General features: G+C 68.5%; 17 protein-coding genes. 5 read left to right on the top strand and 12 right to left on the bottom strand.

All coding sequences use genetic code 11. The features are described 5' to 3' along the window. Positions 1-48 precede the first annotated feature (48 nt). From GVN21_RS01685 to GVN21_RS01675, 3 genes are all read right to left on the bottom strand, one after another. Positions 49-495 carry a YciI family protein gene (locus tag GVN21_RS01685; RefSeq protein WP_166572963.1) on the bottom strand — a complete coding sequence of 149 codons (447 nt, stop codon included), beginning with the start codon at positions 493-495 and terminating at the stop codon, positions 49-51. Between the two features lie 97 nt (positions 496-592). Next, on the bottom strand, positions 593-1,189 hold the full coding sequence (locus GVN21_RS01680) for a peptidylprolyl isomerase (RefSeq protein ID WP_166572962.1): 597 nt from the start codon (positions 1,187-1,189) through the stop codon (positions 593-595). 66 nt (positions 1,190-1,255) lie between these two features. After that, positions 1,256-2,629, bottom strand: coding sequence for an aminotransferase class V-fold PLP-dependent enzyme (locus GVN21_RS01675; RefSeq protein ID WP_166572961.1), 1,374 nt, complete (start codon positions 2,627-2,629; stop codon positions 1,256-1,258). Between the two features lie 171 nt (positions 2,630-2,800). Between GVN21_RS01675 and GVN21_RS01670 the strand changes: the two genes are divergently transcribed. Then, a complete protein-coding gene (locus tag GVN21_RS01670) occupies positions 2,801-4,084 on the top strand; it encodes a cytochrome P450 (RefSeq protein WP_166572960.1) in 1,284 nt (427 codons plus the stop codon). Between the two features lie 97 nt (positions 4,085-4,181). Here GVN21_RS01670 and GVN21_RS01665 read toward each other — a convergent pair whose 3' ends face one another. From GVN21_RS01665 to GVN21_RS01650, 4 genes are all read right to left on the bottom strand, one after another. Next, on the bottom strand, positions 4,182-4,325 hold the full coding sequence (locus GVN21_RS01665) for an entericidin A/B family lipoprotein (RefSeq protein ID WP_166572959.1): 144 nt from the start codon (positions 4,323-4,325) through the stop codon (positions 4,182-4,184). A gap of 104 nt (positions 4,326-4,429) precedes the next feature. Then, the gene (locus GVN21_RS01660; RefSeq protein ID WP_346764203.1) at positions 4,430-6,157 is read right to left on the bottom strand and encodes a sensor histidine kinase; all 1,728 of its coding nucleotides are present in this window, start codon (positions 6,155-6,157) and stop codon (positions 4,430-4,432) included. Next, the gene (locus GVN21_RS01655; RefSeq protein WP_166572958.1) at positions 6,154-6,762 is read right to left on the bottom strand and encodes a sigma-70 family RNA polymerase sigma factor; all 609 of its coding nucleotides are present in this window, start codon (positions 6,760-6,762) and stop codon (positions 6,154-6,156) included. The genes GVN21_RS01660 and GVN21_RS01655 overlap by 4 nt, the downstream gene beginning before the upstream one ends. A 2-nt stretch (positions 6,763-6,764) precedes the next feature. Beyond that, a complete protein-coding gene (locus GVN21_RS01650; RefSeq protein ID WP_166573053.1) occupies positions 6,765-6,953 on the bottom strand; it encodes a NepR family anti-sigma factor in 189 nt (62 codons plus the stop codon). 261 nt (positions 6,954-7,214) lie between these two features. Between GVN21_RS01650 and GVN21_RS01645 the strand changes: the two genes are divergently transcribed. Then, entirely contained in the window at positions 7,215-8,012 is a 798-nt protein-coding gene (locus GVN21_RS01645) for a response regulator (protein ID WP_166572957.1), read from the top strand. A gap of 104 nt (positions 8,013-8,116) precedes the next feature. Here GVN21_RS01645 and GVN21_RS01640 read toward each other — a convergent pair whose 3' ends face one another. Together GVN21_RS01640 and GVN21_RS01635 are read right to left on the bottom strand one after the other, a co-directional pair. Continuing rightward, on the bottom strand, positions 8,117-8,380 hold the full coding sequence (locus GVN21_RS01640) for a hypothetical protein (protein WP_166572883.1): 264 nt from the start codon (positions 8,378-8,380) through the stop codon (positions 8,117-8,119). 365 nt (positions 8,381-8,745) lie between these two features. Beyond that, the gene (locus tag GVN21_RS01635) at positions 8,746-9,195 is read right to left on the bottom strand and encodes an OmpA family protein (RefSeq protein ID WP_240902706.1); all 450 of its coding nucleotides are present in this window, start codon (positions 9,193-9,195) and stop codon (positions 8,746-8,748) included. Positions 9,196-9,619: 424 nt separating this feature from the next. Between GVN21_RS01635 and GVN21_RS01630 the strand changes: the two genes are divergently transcribed. Genes GVN21_RS01630 through GVN21_RS01620 form a run of 3 tightly spaced genes read left to right on the top strand, consistent with a single transcriptional unit; the run spans position 9,620 to position 11,796 of the window. Beyond that, a complete protein-coding gene (locus GVN21_RS01630; protein WP_166572955.1) occupies positions 9,620-9,979 on the top strand; it encodes a hypothetical protein in 360 nt (119 codons plus the stop codon). Between the two features lie 24 nt (positions 9,980-10,003). Next, positions 10,004-10,942 (top strand): diacylglycerol kinase family protein, encoded by a 939-nt coding sequence (locus GVN21_RS01625; protein WP_346764202.1) that lies wholly within the window; start codon positions 10,004-10,006, stop codon positions 10,940-10,942. Continuing rightward, complete coding sequence (locus GVN21_RS01620) at positions 10,939-11,796, top strand: metallophosphoesterase (protein WP_166572953.1); 858 nt, start codon at positions 10,939-10,941, stop codon at positions 11,794-11,796. Before GVN21_RS01625 ends, GVN21_RS01620 begins: the two co-directional genes overlap by 4 nt. On the opposite strand, the gene GVN21_RS01615 is transcribed toward GVN21_RS01620, so the two are convergent. From GVN21_RS01615 to dapB, 3 genes are read right to left on the bottom strand one after another with little or no spacing between them, the layout of a single operon-like run. Then, positions 11,777-12,367 (bottom strand): FMN-binding negative transcriptional regulator, encoded by a 591-nt coding sequence (locus GVN21_RS01615; RefSeq protein ID WP_166572952.1) that lies wholly within the window; start codon positions 12,365-12,367, stop codon positions 11,777-11,779. The two genes, GVN21_RS01620 and GVN21_RS01615, sit on opposite strands and share 20 nt — an antisense overlap. After that, positions 12,367-14,406, bottom strand: a complete 2,040-nt coding sequence (locus GVN21_RS01610) for a S9 family peptidase (RefSeq protein ID WP_240902705.1) — start codon at positions 14,404-14,406, stop codon at positions 12,367-12,369. The genes GVN21_RS01615 and GVN21_RS01610 overlap by 1 nt, the downstream gene beginning before the upstream one ends. A 29-nt stretch (positions 14,407-14,435) precedes the next feature. Continuing rightward, entirely contained in the window at positions 14,436-15,206 is a 771-nt protein-coding gene (dapB, locus tag GVN21_RS01605; RefSeq protein WP_166572951.1) for a 4-hydroxy-tetrahydrodipicolinate reductase, read from the bottom strand. Between the last annotated feature and the right edge of the window lie 115 nt (positions 15,207-15,321).

Here is a 15,321-nt window from a genome sequence, read left to right as displayed (position 1 = left end):
GGCCACGCCGCCCGCGCAAGAGCTGACTGGGGGCGGCCCGTCCCGCGATCAGCCCTTCGGCGCCTTCCCCAGCTGCTCCTCGCGCCAGCCGATCTCCTGGTCGATCATCTCCTGCGAGGCGATGCCGGCGAAATCTTCCGGTTCGAAGAAGCGGCGCAGTTCGATCATGTCCTCGACGTCGCCGTCCTTGAAGTCGGGGCGGGGGACCTTGCTGAGCCACATCAGCGCCTCGTCCCAGTCCTTGACGTTGAGCACCCAGTAGCCGGCGATCAGCTCCTTGGTCTCGGTGAAGGGCCCGTCGGTGATCACCGGCTTGCCGCCCCGATAGCTGAGGCGAGCGCCCTTGCTGGAGGGGTGCAGCCCTGCGCCGTCGACCAGCACGCCGGCGGCGATCAGCTCGTTGTTGTAGACCCCCATCGCCTCGACCTGTTCGGTGGTGGGCATGACCCCGGCCTCGGTCTCGGCGTTGGCTTTGACGATCATCAGAACGCGCATGGTCTCATCTCCCTAAGGGGCCGCCAAGGCGGGCGGCCGGTTCGCCCCAAGGACGGCCGGCGCCGACAAGGGCCGACATTTTTTTCGCGAAGTTTTTTCAGGCCCGTTTCGCGGTCAGGATCGGCACCGGCTTTTCCAGCATCTGGCCGACCATCGTGGGGTTCTCGGCGGTGGCCGATTTCGGCATCACCTGGATGCGGCGGGCGATGTCGAGCCCCTCCACCACCCGGCCGAAGGCGGCGAAGCCCTGGTTGTCGCCCGGCGCGGCCGGGTTGGCGTCGAGGTAGGGCGAGTCCGCCAGGCAGATGAAGATATCGCAGGTGCCGCTGTTGAGAGCGCCCCGAGCCAGCGAGATTGTCCCTTCCAGATGCTTGAGGCCGGTCTGGGTGGTCGGCTCATGCTGGACCGGGGCGAAGTATCTGCCGGGCTTGGGGCCGAACTGCACCAGGCCCAACTGCGGAGCGTTCGGTACGGTGACGCCGCGATAGAAGCTGCCGCCGGTGTAGCGGCCGGCGTCGAGGTATTTCAGGAAATTGGCCACGGTCAGGGGGGCCTTGTCCCCGGCCAGCTCCAGCAGGAAGCGGCCCTCCGGGGTGGTCAGCTCGACCTTCACCACCCCCGGCGCGCCCGTCTGGGCCAAGGCAGGAGAGGCGGACAGGACGGCAAGGCCGGTCAGGACGGTGCGGCGGTGCATGGCGGTCTCCCAGTTCCCGGCCAGAGTAACGTCGCAGTTTGGCAAGACAACGTCGGCTCGCCTGGGTCAGCCCTTGATCTGGGACAGGGCCTGGAGGGCAAAATCCACGTCCGCCTCGGTGTTGCGGAAACTGGGGGTCAGGCGAACGTGGCGGCGAGCGTAGGGTGCGGCCGAGCCGATCACCCGGGCCCCACGCAGCTTGCGGACCACCGCGTCGGCCGACTGGCCCACCACGTCGAAGCTGACGATGCCGGCCGACAGGTTGGGGTCCATGGGGGTGCGTACGGCGATGTGCGGCATCTGGGACAGGCCCATCTTCAGCCGACCGGCCAGGGCGCGGGTGCGGGCGGCGATGGCCGCCTTGCCGACCATGTTGTGGAACTGGAAGGCCTCGGTCAGGGCCCAGACATGCTCAAAGGCCTTGAAGCCGCCCGGCGTCATCCGCGCGCCGGTATTGGCGCCGGGATCGTAGTTGCCCAGCCAGGCGCCATAGGCGTTCGGGGCCAGGAAGCTGGGGATGGTCGGGGCGAACCGACCGATGGCGTCCGGCCGGAAGAACACCACCCCGGTGCCGCGCGGCCCGAACAGCCATTTGTGACAGCCGGCCGCCAGGGCGTCGGCGCCCAGACTCTCCAGGGTCTCGTTCTCGACCCCGAAGCCGTGGACTCCGTCGACGCAGAGCAGCACCCGGCGATGAGGCTCGCGGGTGGCGTTGACGCTTTTCAGCGCCTGGGCGATGGCCCCGATCGGCATCTTCAGGCCGGTGGAGCTGTGCACCCAGGTCAGGGCCAGCACCCGTGTCTTGTCGGTCACCGCCCCCATCAGGCGGCCGACGATCTGGGGAATGGTGGCGGTGCGAGCCTCGTCGAACAGGCTGATCTTCTTGACCATCGCCCCGTTGCGCTGGGCCGCCAGCCGCAGGGCCTCGTGGGTGACATAGTAGTCGTGGGTGGTGGTGAGGATCTCGTCGCCGTAACCGACCAGCAGGCCGGCATACATCAGCCCCACCCCGCTGGTGGTGCTCTCGACCAGGGCGATGGACTCCCAGGCCGCCCCGAAATACTGACCGGCCGCCTGGCGGGCGGCGTTCTGCAGAGGCCGGTTGTTGGCCTCCAGATAGGTGACCGGGTTGGCGTCCAAGCCGTCCCGGTGCCGGGCGATGGCGGTGCGGACCAGCCGGGGGTTGGAGGCGAACAGCATCGCCGACAGGTTGACCCAGCTCCAGTCCAGCGCCCACTGGCCGCGCACCCAGTTCCAGTCGACGGCCTTCAGCGTCTCGGGCGCGGGGGTCGTCGCCTCGGGCGGATGGTGGTCCGGCCCGGCGAAGTCGGGGTCGCTTTCGGGCGGCGGCTCGGCCGGGGCCTGGGCGCGCGCCACGGACGCCATGGCGGACCCTGCCAGGGCGACCCCCGTCCCGGCCAGCAGTCGGCGACGGCTCAAGCCTGCTTCACGGTCTATCATTGCCCCTCCAGTCCCCTTGCGCACCATCGGATTTAACGCCGACCGGATCATTCGGGTTCTTGCGAGGGGAGAAGTTTTCGGACCGCCCGGTCCCTTTTCTTCCGCCACGTAACCGGCGCATGTTGACCTCAATAGGGAGAAGAGGCGGCCATGACCGACAGCGTGAGGATTCCGGACGAGATCGCCTTCAAGGCCATCGACCCCAAGGCCTATGCCGACGACAGCGTGCATGAGGCGTTTCGCTGGCTGCGGGCCAACAACCCGCTGGGCAAGGCGGAACTGGAGGGGGTCTATCCCTTCTGGCTGGTGACCCGGCACGCCGACATCCTGGAGGTCAGCCGCCAGAACGACCTGTTCCACTCCGGCGACATGCCGACCACCTTCACGACCAAAGAGGCCGACGAGAAGGTTCGCAGCATGACTGGCGGCAGCCCGCACCTGGTGCGCACCCTGGTGCAGATGGACGCCCCCGATCACCCCAAGTACCGGGTGATGACCCAGGCCTGGTTCCTGCCTCAGAACATCCGCAAGCTGGAGGATCGCATCCGCCAGATCGCCCGCGACCACGTCGACCGGATGGCGGCGCTGGGCGGCGAATGCGACTTCGTCAACGAGATCGCCCTCTACTATCCGCTGCGGGTGATCATGGAGATCCTGGGCGTGCCGGCTGAGGACGAGCCGCGCATGCTGAAGCTGACTCAGGAGCTGTTCGGCGCCCAGGACCCTGAGCTGAACCGTAACAAGCAGGCTGAGATGGGCACCCCAGAGGCGATGGCCGCCATCCAGGCGGTGATCGCCGACTTCTTCATGTACTTCAAAGGCATCACCGACGACCGCAAGGCCAACCCGCGCGACGACGTGGCCAGTGTGATCGCCAACGGCCAGCTGGACGGCCAACCGATCAACGATTTCGAGGCGATGAGCTACTATGTGATCGTCGCCACGGCCGGCCACGACACCACCTCCTCCTCGACCGCCGCGGCGATCTGGGGCCTGGCCGCCAACCCCGGCGAGTTCGCCAAGGTGAAGGCCGACCCCTCGCTGATCCCTGGCCTGGTGGACGAGGCGATCCGCTGGATGACGCCGGTGAAGCACTTCATGCGCTCGGCCACCGCCGACACGGAGCTGGGCGGACGCAAGATCGCCAAGGGCGACTGGCTGTGGCTGGCCTATCCGTCCGGCAACCGCGACGAGGCGGTGTTCACCGACGCCGATGCATTCCGCGTCGATCGCAAGGAAGGCAAGCACCTGGCCTTCGGCTACGGCGCCCACCTGTGCCTGGGCCAGCACCTGGCGAAGATGGAGATGCGGATTCTGTTCGAGGAACTGCTGCCGCGCCTGAAATGCCTTGCGCTTAACGGCGAGCCGAAATTGGCCCAGGCCAGCTTCGTCGGCGGGCCCAAGACCCTGCCGATCAAGTACGAGATGGCGTGATCGGCCAAGGCCACAGCTCGCCCCCTCCGGCATTACCCCAAAAGAAAAACGGCCCCGGATCGCTCCGGGGCCGCCTTCGTCAGGGTCTGCGCCAACCTTAGTTGGGCTTCGCCTTTTCAGCGGTGTCGGACACGGCGTCGCCGGCGGCCGAGACGTCTTCGCCGGCGCCCTTGACGGTGTTGCAGGCGGCGGTGGTGGTGAGGGCGGCGGCAAGGGCGGCCAGGACGATCAGCTTACGCATACGGACTTCTCCTTTGAGGCGCCCCTCGATACGCGGGCGACGGGGATAACTAGCCCGCAAACAACGTCGGTCCGGGTCGCCGGTTCCGCGCCACGAGGATCAAATCAGGCCTGCGCCTCGGGGGTGGGGAAAACCAGGGTCACGGTCAGGCCGCCCTCGGGATTGACCGCCATCTCGGTGCGGCCGCGCAGCTGGCGGGCGAAGGCGTTCATCAGGGTGCGGCCGACCCCCTTGGCCTCCAGAGTCTCAGCGGGCGGGCGTTGGCCGCCCCCATCGTCGGCGATGTCCAGAATGGCCTCGGGCCCCTCGATGCGGAAGGTGACGGTCAGGGCGCCGCCCCGCGCCGCCAGCCCGTGCTTCTGGGCGTTGGTGATGGCTTCGACGGCGAACAGGGCCACGGGCGCCAGCTTGTCGGGATCGATGATCAGGGGTTCGGCATGAACCTCCAGCTTCACCGTTCCCTGGGCGGTCTCGCTCATCAGCAGCTGGGCGGACAGCTCCTCGAGGAAGGGGCGCAGGTCGGCGTGGCGCAGGTCCGTGCCCTGGTAGAGGGCGCGATAGATGAGGGCCAGGGCGGTGATCCGCTGGCGAGTGTCGTTGATCGCCTGGCGGGCGCCGGGGTCGGTGAGGGCCCGCTCCTGCATCGACAGCAGGGAGGAGATGACCTGCAGGTTGTTCTTCACCCGATGGTGGATTTCGCGGAGCAGATCATCCTTCTGGGCCAGGTTGTCCTGCAGGGTGGTGTCGCGGGCCACGATGGCGCCGGCCATCTGGTCGAGCGTCTCGGCCAGAATGCGGATTTCAACCGGAGCCGATTCGGCCTGCACAGATCGGACCGAGAACCGGCCGCGGGCGTAGAGGTCGGCCACCCTCTGCAGGTAGCCGATCCACTGCAGCACCGCCCGATCGGCGGCCATGAAAACCGCGATCAGGGTGACGCTGAAGGCCAGAAGCGGGAACAGCAGGCCCGACAGCGGATCCAGCCAGTTGCTCGACAGCAGGCTGCCCGACGGCGCCGACAGCACCACATAGACATCCCCCAGCAGGGGCGCGATGGAATAGACCCGCTCGCCGTCCCTGGCGCCGCCGGTCGTGATCAGGGCGCCTTCGCCGCCGCGCGAGCGGCTCAGCCAGTCGGCGGGAATCGTCGGGAAAGCCTTGGGGTCGGTGACGGTCAGGACGCGTCCCTGGCCGTCGACCAGCGCGACCTCCGCGTCCCGCGGCAGGGCGCGATCGGCGGTCTCGGGTCGCAGACTGCTCAGGGCTATGACGGCGGTCAGCACATGGCCGCTGTCTCCGGCGGCGACGGAAGCCAGCAGGGCGGGCTCGGAGGCGTAGGCTGGGCCGCCGGGGTTGGTGGTGACGGTCACCTCATCCGACCCGGCCGCGGCCTTGAACCAGGCGCGCTGACCGCGTTGCAGGTCGGCCGGCACGCTGGCCGCAGAACAGACGACCCGGCCGGAGGCGTCGAAGCGGATCAGGTTGGCATAGCCCTGGACCCGCTCGCGGACGCTGGCCAGCCGCTGGGCGCAGTCGAGCTGGATGACGCCGGGCGCCAGGGTTTCGAGCAGGATGCTGGAGGCGGCCATCCGCGCCTTGGCGCTGGCCACGCTGCGCTGGGCCGCGCCCTGAAGCGCTGCCCGCTGGTCGGCGGCCTCGGCGCGGAAGGACAAGGCTGACTGAATGGCGCCGAGCACCAGCACGGGCAACAGGGCGAGCGTGACCGCACCGGCCAGGCGGGCGCGGATCGTGCCGCCACCCGCGCTCTGGCCCGACGCGGCGTCTTCGGCTCCGACCTTCCGGCCGAGCCGCCCCCTGAACAACCGCTTCACCGGACGGAAGCGCTCAGCCGTTCCGCTTCGCCGAGGATGTGGCCCATCGCCTCGCCGGCCGCCCGGCCGTCACGGTCATAGGCGCCGGCCTCCAGGATACCCTGCACGGCCTTGCGCGCCCGGCTGACCCGGCTCTTCACCGTGCCGACCGCGCAGCCGCAGATCTCAGCCGCCTCTTCGTAGGCAAAGCCGCCGGCGCCGACCAGGATCAGGGCTTCCCGCTGTTCGGCGGGCAGCACGGCCATGGCCTGGCGCAGTTCGTCCAGGGCGACCGGCGATTCCGGATCATCCACCGCCATCAGGGTGCGTTCGGCCGCTTCCTGATCAAGCTGGGTCGAGCGCCAGGACCGGCGTTTGTCGGAATAGAACTGGTTGCGCAGGATCATGAAGGTCCAAGCCTTCATATTCGTGCCCAATTGGAAGGACAGACGAGCGTCCCAGGCCTTGATCAGGGCGTCCTGAGCCAAGTCGTCGGCCTGGGTCGCATCCCCGGTCAGGGTGCGGGCAAAGGCGCGCAGGTGGGGGATCAAGGTGACCAGTTCCTTCTGGAACACCTTGTCGCGAGCGGGCCCAGTCAGGCCGCTGACGTCATCGACGGCGCTCAAGCTCAGCGCTCCCCGCTCTGGCCGCCATCGGCGCGGCGCAGGATTTCGAGGAATTCGTCGGGCACCGGCTCGTTGACTACCTCGTCGAACATCTGTCGCAGTTTCACGCCAATGGCGCGTTGGCGAAGACGAGCTTCATCGAGCCCCTCGGCGGGCCGCTGCCCGGCGGAATTTTGTTGCTGATCGATCATGCCATCGGCGCGCGGACGCACCTCTTCCCCGTACTTGGTGGTTCTGTCCCGCTTCAACGCAGTGTGACCCTTCCGGTTCCCGATGAATGGAACCTTCCCCACGCCCATCATGGCGCCATCTCCGAACGCAGGGAACCGTGCTTGCGTTCCGCGCGTTGCATGCCCAGGTTCACATGTGTGCGCGTTTCCGCGCGCCCACCGGTGCGCCCTTAAGAATGTCCTTGAGACATAGCACCGAAGACCGATTGAGACGGAGGGGTCATGAGTCTTCTCGCCCGACTGGCGCCGCATCTTCCCTATGTTCGCCGCTACGCGCGCGCCCTTACCGGCAGCCAGCAGACCGGCGACCAGTATGTGCGCATCGCGCTGGAAGCCTTGGCGGCCGGCGAACAGTCACTGAATGACCAGCTGTCGCCGCGTGTGGCGCTGTATCATGTATTCCATGCCATTTGGGGGTCCTCGGGCGCCCGGCTGGAGGACCGCAATCCCGAGGACGTTGGTGGCGGCGCGCCCGCCGACCGGCTGATGCGGATGACCCCGCGCTCTCGGCAGGCTTTCCTGCTGACCGCGCTGGAGGGCTTCACCCCCAGCGAGGCGGCCCAGATCCTCGATACCGGTTATCCGGAAGTCGAGCGGCTGATCGCCCAGGCCCAGGCCGACATTGACGCCGAACTGGCCACCGACGTTCTCATCATCGAGGACGAGCCGGTGATCGCGGCCGATATCGAGGCGCTGGTCCGCGAGCTCGGCCACAACGTGGTGGATATCGCCGCCACGCGCACTGAGGCGGTCGAGGCCATTGCCAAGAAGCAGCCGGGGCTTGTGCTGGCTGATATCCAACTGGCCGACGGGTCTTCCGGCATCGATGCGGTCAAGGACATCCTGGGCCAGTTCAACGTGCCGGTGATCTTCATCACCGCCTTCCCCGAGCGGCTGCTGACCGGCGAGCGCCCGGAACCGACCTTCCTGATCACCAAGCCCTTCCAGCCGGAAACGGTGAAGGCGGCGATCGGCCAGGCGCTGTTCTTCCATCCGGGTCGCCAAAAGATCGCCGCTTAGGCGATCTCCGGGCTGACGGCTCAGATTGCCGCTCAGGCCGGACCAACGAACAAAGAAGAAGGGCCGCCCTTTCGGGCGGCCCTTTTTTTGATGTCCGACGCGGCTTAAGGCGCGGTGTAGGTCGGGCCGGGGTCGGCCGCCGGCGGCGGCGATTGCGGGGTGGTCTGGGTCACCCGGTTGGTTTCGGTGGCGTCGGCGGCGGCCAGGTCACCGGAGCGCATGCCCCAGCTGACGAACAGCACCAAGGCGGCCAGGAGGGTCGAGACGACCAACACCCAGAAGACATGACGACCCCACCGGCCCTGGCGAGCCTCGGTGGTCTGGATGGTGGTGTGATCGCCATCGGCGTCGTGAATCACTTCGGCCATGAGAGGGCTCCTTACGAAATCGGCAGACGCGGTTGCGCGCCATCGATTCGAAAACGTGCCGAACAGCGCCCGCGTTCCCGGCAAAATGGCAGATGGATCAACGACTTCGTGACATGATGAGTCTTAGGGCAAAAGAATCAGAAAAAAATCGCCAATAGCGGGAACGCGTTTTCGCCTTCCGCATTTTCTCTTTGCGGAGGCGGCGACGCCCCCCCCGACTTGAGGCTGACCACAGTCAGCCTGCCGTCTCCGCACCCCAATTCTCGATGATGCAAACTTCAAAGGGCGGGTCCGAAAATTCGGACCCGCCCTTTCCTTGTGGAAAACCGCCCGGCCGCTGTGAGGTGACCGGGCCGCCCTCTCTCCTACGGATTGGCAGACAGGCGCAGGATAACGTCGGCCCGGCGCCGCATAGGCGCGGCGACGGTCGTTTGCGAACCGGTCGGGATGACCGCCCCAGCATCGCCGGCGGCGGCGACCCGCACATTGGTCAGCCCGTAGCTCTGCAGCGTCTTGGTCACGCTGGCCGCACGCTTTTCGGACAGGGCCAGGTTGGCGTCCGGGGCCCCGACCGCGTCGGCAAGGCCGATCACGTCGACGCCATTGACCTTGCAGCCCTCGGCCTGCTTGGCCGCCCCGCGCAGCACGGCGCGACCATCGCGGCTCACCGCCGCGGACCCGCTGTCGAAGTAGATTGCGACATTGATGTCCTCGCAGGGCGTGAACCGCGCCACCTGCGTCTTCGGCGTATTGGTGCTGGCGCAGGCGGCCAGGGCGGCCCCCGCCAGCATGACCATCAGAATTCTCGTCTTCATGACCTCACCCCTCATTGGCCCGTTTTCGGGCTGAACCTCAACTCCGCGGCTGGCCATTTTCCCAGAAATAGGCGCCGCGGCTTGTGTCGAAATAATAGTAGCGACCTGTCTTCTGGTCGAAGTACTGGCGCCGATTGACCCCTGGCCGTGAGACCGGCTTCGGCGCCGACCGCATAGTCTCGCCAGGCGGTGGCGGGGGCGGCGGCGGAACGCTGGCGCACCCCACCAGGGTGGCGGCGATCAGCAAGGCCGGCAGACTGCGCAAGGAGGCCTCCAGGCAAGCGCCGGGATTCGCCCACACGGCGAACCCCTACCGTCAGGCAACGTTGTTACCCGTTAAAAAGTTCCCTCGTGGAACCGGTTCGGAACCGCCGTCGCCCCCTTCCGTTCTGCCAGCGAACCCGCCATCGTCCAGAGGCAAGCCATGGTTACCCTTTTTCGCCCCAAGCAGAGTCCGACGGCCGTCCATGACGCCGGCCACCACGGCCATTCCGACGCCGAGCTGAAGGCAGCCTATGAGCGTGGACGCCGCGAGGAGAGGGCTCGTCACAAGCGCTCCCCGTTCATGGCGCTGGCCCTTGTGGCTGTGGCCTTGATCGGTGGGACGTCGCTGGCGCTGGCGGCCTACAAGGGTTCGTTCAGCGAGGGCGGCGCCCTGATGGACCGCGGCGTCTCCTCCGCCGCGCGCGAAGCCGTGCCGACCTTGAAGAAGGGCGCCGCCGCCGTGCAGGACACGCTGTCCACCGAGGCCGAACCGGTCGATAACAGCCAGCCGGCGGGCTGACGCATGGTGGGGGGCAAGACACCCGTGAAGAGCAAACCGACGGCCGAGACGGCCGTTGAAACCGCCTCGCCGAAACGCAAGGTCGACGGTGTTCGCAAGGTGGAGGTCATCGCCAACCCCCTGTCGGGCAGCGTCGGGCCGAACGCCTGCGAGGAGGTCACCGCCATCCTGGAGGGTTACGACTTGGAGGCCAATGTCCAGCGTTGCCAGGCCGGCAAGCTGGGCGAGATCATCCGTAACGCCCTGGACGCCAAGCCGGATCTGATCATCGTGATCGCAGGCGACGGAACCGCCCGCGCCGTGGCCGAGGCGGCCGGGCCGGATGGGCCGATGGTCGCGCCGCTGCCGGGCGGCACGATGAACATGCTGCCCTTCGCGATCTACGGCCAGACGACCTGGCCGCAGGCGCTTGAGGCCATCCTGACCGACGGGGTCGAAAAGCGGATTTCCGGCGGCACGGTGGAGAATCACAGCTTCTATGTGGCCGCCATCCTCGGCTCGCCGGCACTCTGGGCGCGGGCGCGGGAGGCGGTGCGAATGGGCCGGCTGTGGCTGGCCATCGCCCGGGCCAAGCGAGCCTGGGGCCAGGCTTTCAGCGGTCGGCTGCGCTTCACCCTGGACGGCGGGGCGCGGCTGAAGTCGGAAGCCCTGACTTTCATGTGCCCGATCGTCTCCAAGGAACTGGACAACGACGCCGCCGGCCTTGAGGCCGCCGCTTTGGATCCCAGCGGCGCCATCGACGTCTTTCGCCTGGCCCTGGCCGCGGCGGCGGGACAGTGGCGCCAGGACCAGTCGGTGCAGGTGACCCTGGCGCGGCAGGCCTATTGCTGGGCTGGCGGTCAGATCCCCGCCATCCTCGACGGGGAGTCGGTGAAGCTTGGCCGCACCGCCCTGGTGCGCTTCAAGCCCAACGCCTTCCGCGCCCTGGTCCCCCGAGACCCGGCCTCCAAGGCGACCGCATGAGGCCACTCCGGCTTTTCCACGCCTCCGATATTCATTTCGGCGGAGAGAACGAGGCGGCCGTGGCCGGCGCGGCCCGGTGGCTGGTCGACAATCCTGTGGACCTGGCCATCATCAGCGGCGACCTGACGCGCGAAGGCATGCCGAAGGAATTCGCCGCCGCCAGGGCCTGGCTGGACGCCCTGCCCGTCCCCGTCGTGGTGACTGCGGGCAACCACGACGTCCCCTATTTCAACATCCCCTACCGCGCCTTGATGCCCTGGACCCGCTTCAAGCGCTGGCTGGGCCACCTGGTGACCCCGCCGCCGGTCGAGGGCCTGGCCTATGCCGGGGTCAACACGGCGCGCGGCGTGCAACCCCGGGCAAACTGGTCCAAGGGCCAGATCAGCCGCGCCCAGGTGCGCCGCGCCATCGCCCGGATCAGCACTGGGCCGGAGGGGACACTGAGGCTCGTGACATGTCACCACCCGCTGGTCGAGGTGCTCGGCGGGCCAATGACCGGCAATGTCTGGGGCGGCGCCGGCGCGGCCGAGGCCTTTACCGCCTCCAAGGTGGATCTGGTGCTGACCGGCCACATCCACACCCCCTTTGTCCAGCCCTACCCGTTCGGCGACGGCCGCACCTATGCGGTGGGGGCGGGAACGCTCTCGATCCGCGAGCGGGGCGTGGCGCCCAGCTTCAATGCCATCGACATTGAGGCGGGGTCTGTCACGGTGACCGCCCAGCAATGGACGGGCACGCGCTACGAGCCCTACCGCACCTGGCAAGTGGACCGTCGCACGCCCCCGCCGCCGGAAAGGGTCGAGGCCGTCCCGCCACCGCAGATCGACGACGTGCTCATCGGGGCGGACGGCTGATCTCAGCCAACTGGTGATCCCCCAACGCGTCGGCCACGGCCTCTCGGGCGGCGTCGGGCTTGTGCTGGCCCAGCTTCCAGATGCCTTCGAAACGGTCCAACGCCACCTCGCAGGCGACGATGCCGCGCAGCAGGGCCTCGAACCGGCCGGGCGTCATCTTGCTCCGCTTCCACACCGGCTTAGGCGCGAGGTCGGCTTCGAAATGGTCGGAAAGCTCGTCGACCAAGGTGGCGGCGCCAGCCTCGTCAAGGACCGTGACCGGCCCCTCCATCTCGGCCGACAGGTAGTTCCAGGTCGGGACCTGGTCGTCGAGGCCGTACCAGTCGGGGCTGATGTAGGCGTGGGGGCCGGTGACCACCGCCAGGACCCGGCCGCCGCCGACCAGGGCGGGGACGAGAGCATTGGCCCGCGACACATGGAACCGCAGGGTGCGCCCCCGCAGCAGCACCGGCGCATGGACCGCCACCGGTCGCCCCTCCACCACACCGACAATCAGGGCGAAGGGGTGGGCGGCGACGAGGGCGGCCAGGGCCGCCTCGTCGTCCTGCCGGAAGATCGGCGAGGGATGCACTATTTGACCCGGTACTTCTCGAACCAGGCGATGATCGCCCCGGCCTTGGCCCCCGACTGGCTGGGCCGGGCGGCGATGCCGCCGTGGCTGGCTCCGGGGACGATCACGAGGGCCGACGGCACCTGCCGCAGCTGCAGCGCCTGGTAGTACTGCTCACTCTCGCTGACAGGGGTGCGGTAGTCCTTCTCGCCGACCACGACCAGGGTCGGGGTCTTGACGTTGCCGACCAGCGACAGGGGCGAGCGGGCCCAGTAGCTCTCCTGGTCCTCCCAGGGCATCTTGGCGAACCAATAGCCCGCCGTGACGGTGGGGATGTCGCTGGTCAGGGCCTCGGTGGTCCAATTGATCACCGGCTTCTGGGTGGCGGCGGCGCGGAAGCGGTCGGTCTTGCCGATGATCCAGCTGGTCAGCACCCCGCCGCCCGACCCGCCGGTGACGAACAGGTTGCGCTCATCGACATGGCCCGTGGCGATCGCGGCGTCCACGGCGCTGATCAGGTCATCGTAGTCGGGGCCCGGATACTTCTTGTCGATCAGGTTGGCGAACTCCTCGCCATACGAGGTCGAGCCGCGCGGGTTGGTGTAGAGCACGATGTAGCCGGCGGCCGCATACAGCTGCACATCGGTGGCGAAGTAGGGGCCGTAGGACGTGTTCGGCCCGCCATGGATCTCGAGGATCAGCGGGTACTTCTTCGCTGGGTCAAAGCCAGGCGGGTAGGCGATCCAGGCCGGCACCTCGCGGCCATCTAGGCTGGACTTCACCGGCAGGTATTCGACCTTGGCCAGCGTCTTGTGGGCCAGCACGTCCTCGTTCAGGCGGGTCACCTGGGTCGCCGCGGCGCCCCGGCTGATGAACAGGTCGGCGGGGCGGTATTCGTTCGCGCCGGTGTAGGCGAGCGTGCCGCCGGCCATGTCGAAGGCGCCGCCGCTGTAGGGCCGGTCCAGCCCGCCGCCGCCAAGTTGGGCGGTGATCGGGGTCATCCTGCCGGTCAGGTCCACCCGCGCCAGCCGGGTCACCGCCCGGTCGACGTACTGGAAGGTGATCGAGCGGCTGTCGGCCGACCACCGCAGGTCGTCCACCGACCGGTCCAGCGCCGGGGCCAGCCGGCGCGGATTGGAGCCATCGACATTGGCCACATAGAGGTGGACGTCGTGATAGGCGGTCTTCTTGTCGTCATAGCCCAGGTAGGCGACCAGCTTGCCGTCCGGCGAGACGCGCGGGAAGGCGTCCGGGCCATAGCGATCGGTCAGCCGCCGGATCGCGCCGTCGGCCACCGCCACCTCGTAGAGGTCAACGAGGCCCGGGTCATGCTCCCAGCCGACCTCGCGCGAGCCGCCGAACAGGATTTTCGCTCCGTCCGGGGTCCAGCTCAGCTGGCCGATGGTGTCGAAGGCGCCGGTGGTCAGCTGGCGCGGCGTGCCGCCCTCGGCCGAGACCACGAAGATCTGCGACGCGCCCGGCGACAGCAGACCTTCGGAATCGGTGCGGTAGCGCAGGCCGGTGATCACCTTCAGCGGCTCGGCCCAGGTGGCCCCCTCGGGCCTGGTCGGCGGCGCGCCATAGCTGAGCTTCAGCCCGTCGGCGCCGACGAAGCCCAGGAAGGCGATGGAGCGGCCGTCGGGCGACCAGGCGATGGCGTCCGGCGCCGACTCCAGGGTGGCGATGCGGCTGGTCGCGCCGGTCTCCATCCAGCGGACGAACAGCTGGGGCGAGCCGCCCTCGGCGGTGGAGATATAGGCCAGACGCTTGCCGTCTGGCGACCAGCGGGGCGACATGTGGGCCCCGGGCCCGGCCACTAGGGGCTGCTGGGCGCCGCTGGCGGCGTCAACGATCCAGATCGTGCGGCGGGTGCGGTCGGTGGTCACGTCGGCGCTGGCGCGGACATAGACCACCTGTTTGCCGTCCGGGCGGACCTGCGGATCGGTGGCCTGCTCCAGGGTGAACAGGTCGGCGGGGGTGAAGCCGCGCGAGGACTGGGCCGTCGCCATGGGGCCGAAACCGAGGGCGGCGGCGGCCGCCAGCAAAACGATCTTCTTCAACTCTTTAAGCTCCCCAGCTTTTTCAAACGTCAGTCCTTCAGGCCCAGAACATCCTGCATGTCGTAGAGGCCCGCTGGCCGCCCGGCCGCCCAGAGCGCCGCGGCCAGGGCCCCGCGCGCGAACAGCCCCCGGTCGCGGGCGCTGTGCGACAGGGTCAGCACCTCCTCCTCGCCGGCGAAGATCACGCTGTGCTCGCCGACGATCCCGCCGCCGCGCACCACCGAAAACCCGATGCCGTCCGGCCGGGGACCGGTGATGCCGTCGTGCGGCGGCAGGCGGGCTTCAGAGAGGGGCGTTCCGCGCCCCTTGGCGGCGGCCTCGCCCAGCATCAGGGCGGTGCCCGAGGGGGCGTCGACCTTGCGGCGGTGGTGGGCCTCGAAGACTTCGATGTCGAACTCGGGGGGCAGGCCGCGCGCCGCGCGCTCGACCAGGCCCAGCAGCATGTTGACCCCCAGGCTGAAGTTGCCCGAGCGGACGATGGCGATCCGCTGGGCCGCCTGGTCGATGCGGCGCAGCTGGTCGGGTGAGAAGCCGGTCGAGCCGATGATCAGGGCCACGCCCCCACGCCCGGCCGCCTGCTCGGCCAGGGCGACGGACGCCTCCGGCACGGTGAAATCGATGACCACATCGGCGGCGGCGAGAGCCTGGGCGGCGGTGACCAGGGCGGGATCGCCGGCGTCCGGTCGGTCGAAGCGCGCGTTCACCGTGATATCGGAACGGTCCTCGGCGGAACGGGCGATGGCCTGGCCCATGCGTCCCAGCGCGCCGGCTATGGCCAGTCGGACGGGGGCTTGGGTCACGGGCGGCTCCTGGAGACGGGGGCGGAGAAAAGCACAGACGGGCGGGGAATCAAGGGAGAGCCCGTGCGATCTGAGCACAGATCGTTGACGGACCCAGCGCCGCCCGCCGACAGTG

Source organism: Caulobacter sp. SLTY, from assembly GCF_009905535.1.
GTDB lineage: Bacteria > Pseudomonadota > Alphaproteobacteria > Caulobacterales > Caulobacteraceae > Caulobacter.
Note: the sequence above shows the minus strand (reverse complement) of the source record. Positions and strands in the feature narration are given on the sequence as shown.

Coding starts and splice junctions, on each gene's coding strand:
- GVN21_RS01665 (WP_166572959.1), bottom strand. CDS start 4,325: ATGCGTAAGCTGATCGTCCTGGCCGCCCTTGCCGCCGCCCTCACCACC.
- GVN21_RS01680 (WP_166572962.1), bottom strand. CDS start 1,189: ATGCACCGCCGCACCGTCCTGACCGGCCTTGCCGTCCTGTCCGCCTCT.
- GVN21_RS01650 (WP_166573053.1), bottom strand. CDS start 6,953: ATGATCGATCAGCAACAAAATTCCGCCGGGCAGCGGCCCGCCGAGGGG.
- GVN21_RS01645 (WP_166572957.1), top strand. CDS start 7,215: ATGAGTCTTCTCGCCCGACTGGCGCCGCATCTTCCCTATGTTCGCCGC.
- GVN21_RS01620 (WP_166572953.1), top strand. CDS start 10,939: ATGAGGCCACTCCGGCTTTTCCACGCCTCCGATATTCATTTCGGCGGA.
- GVN21_RS01630 (WP_166572955.1), top strand. CDS start 9,620: ATGGTTACCCTTTTTCGCCCCAAGCAGAGTCCGACGGCCGTCCATGAC.
- GVN21_RS01685 (WP_166572963.1), bottom strand. CDS start 495: ATGCGCGTTCTGATGATCGTCAAAGCCAACGCCGAGACCGAGGCCGGG.
- GVN21_RS01635 (WP_240902706.1), bottom strand. CDS start 9,195: ATGAAGACGAGAATTCTGATGGTCATGCTGGCGGGGGCCGCCCTGGCC.
- GVN21_RS01640 (WP_166572883.1), bottom strand. CDS start 8,380: ATGGCCGAAGTGATTCACGACGCCGATGGCGATCACACCACCATCCAG.
- GVN21_RS01670 (WP_166572960.1), top strand. CDS start 2,801: ATGACCGACAGCGTGAGGATTCCGGACGAGATCGCCTTCAAGGCCATC.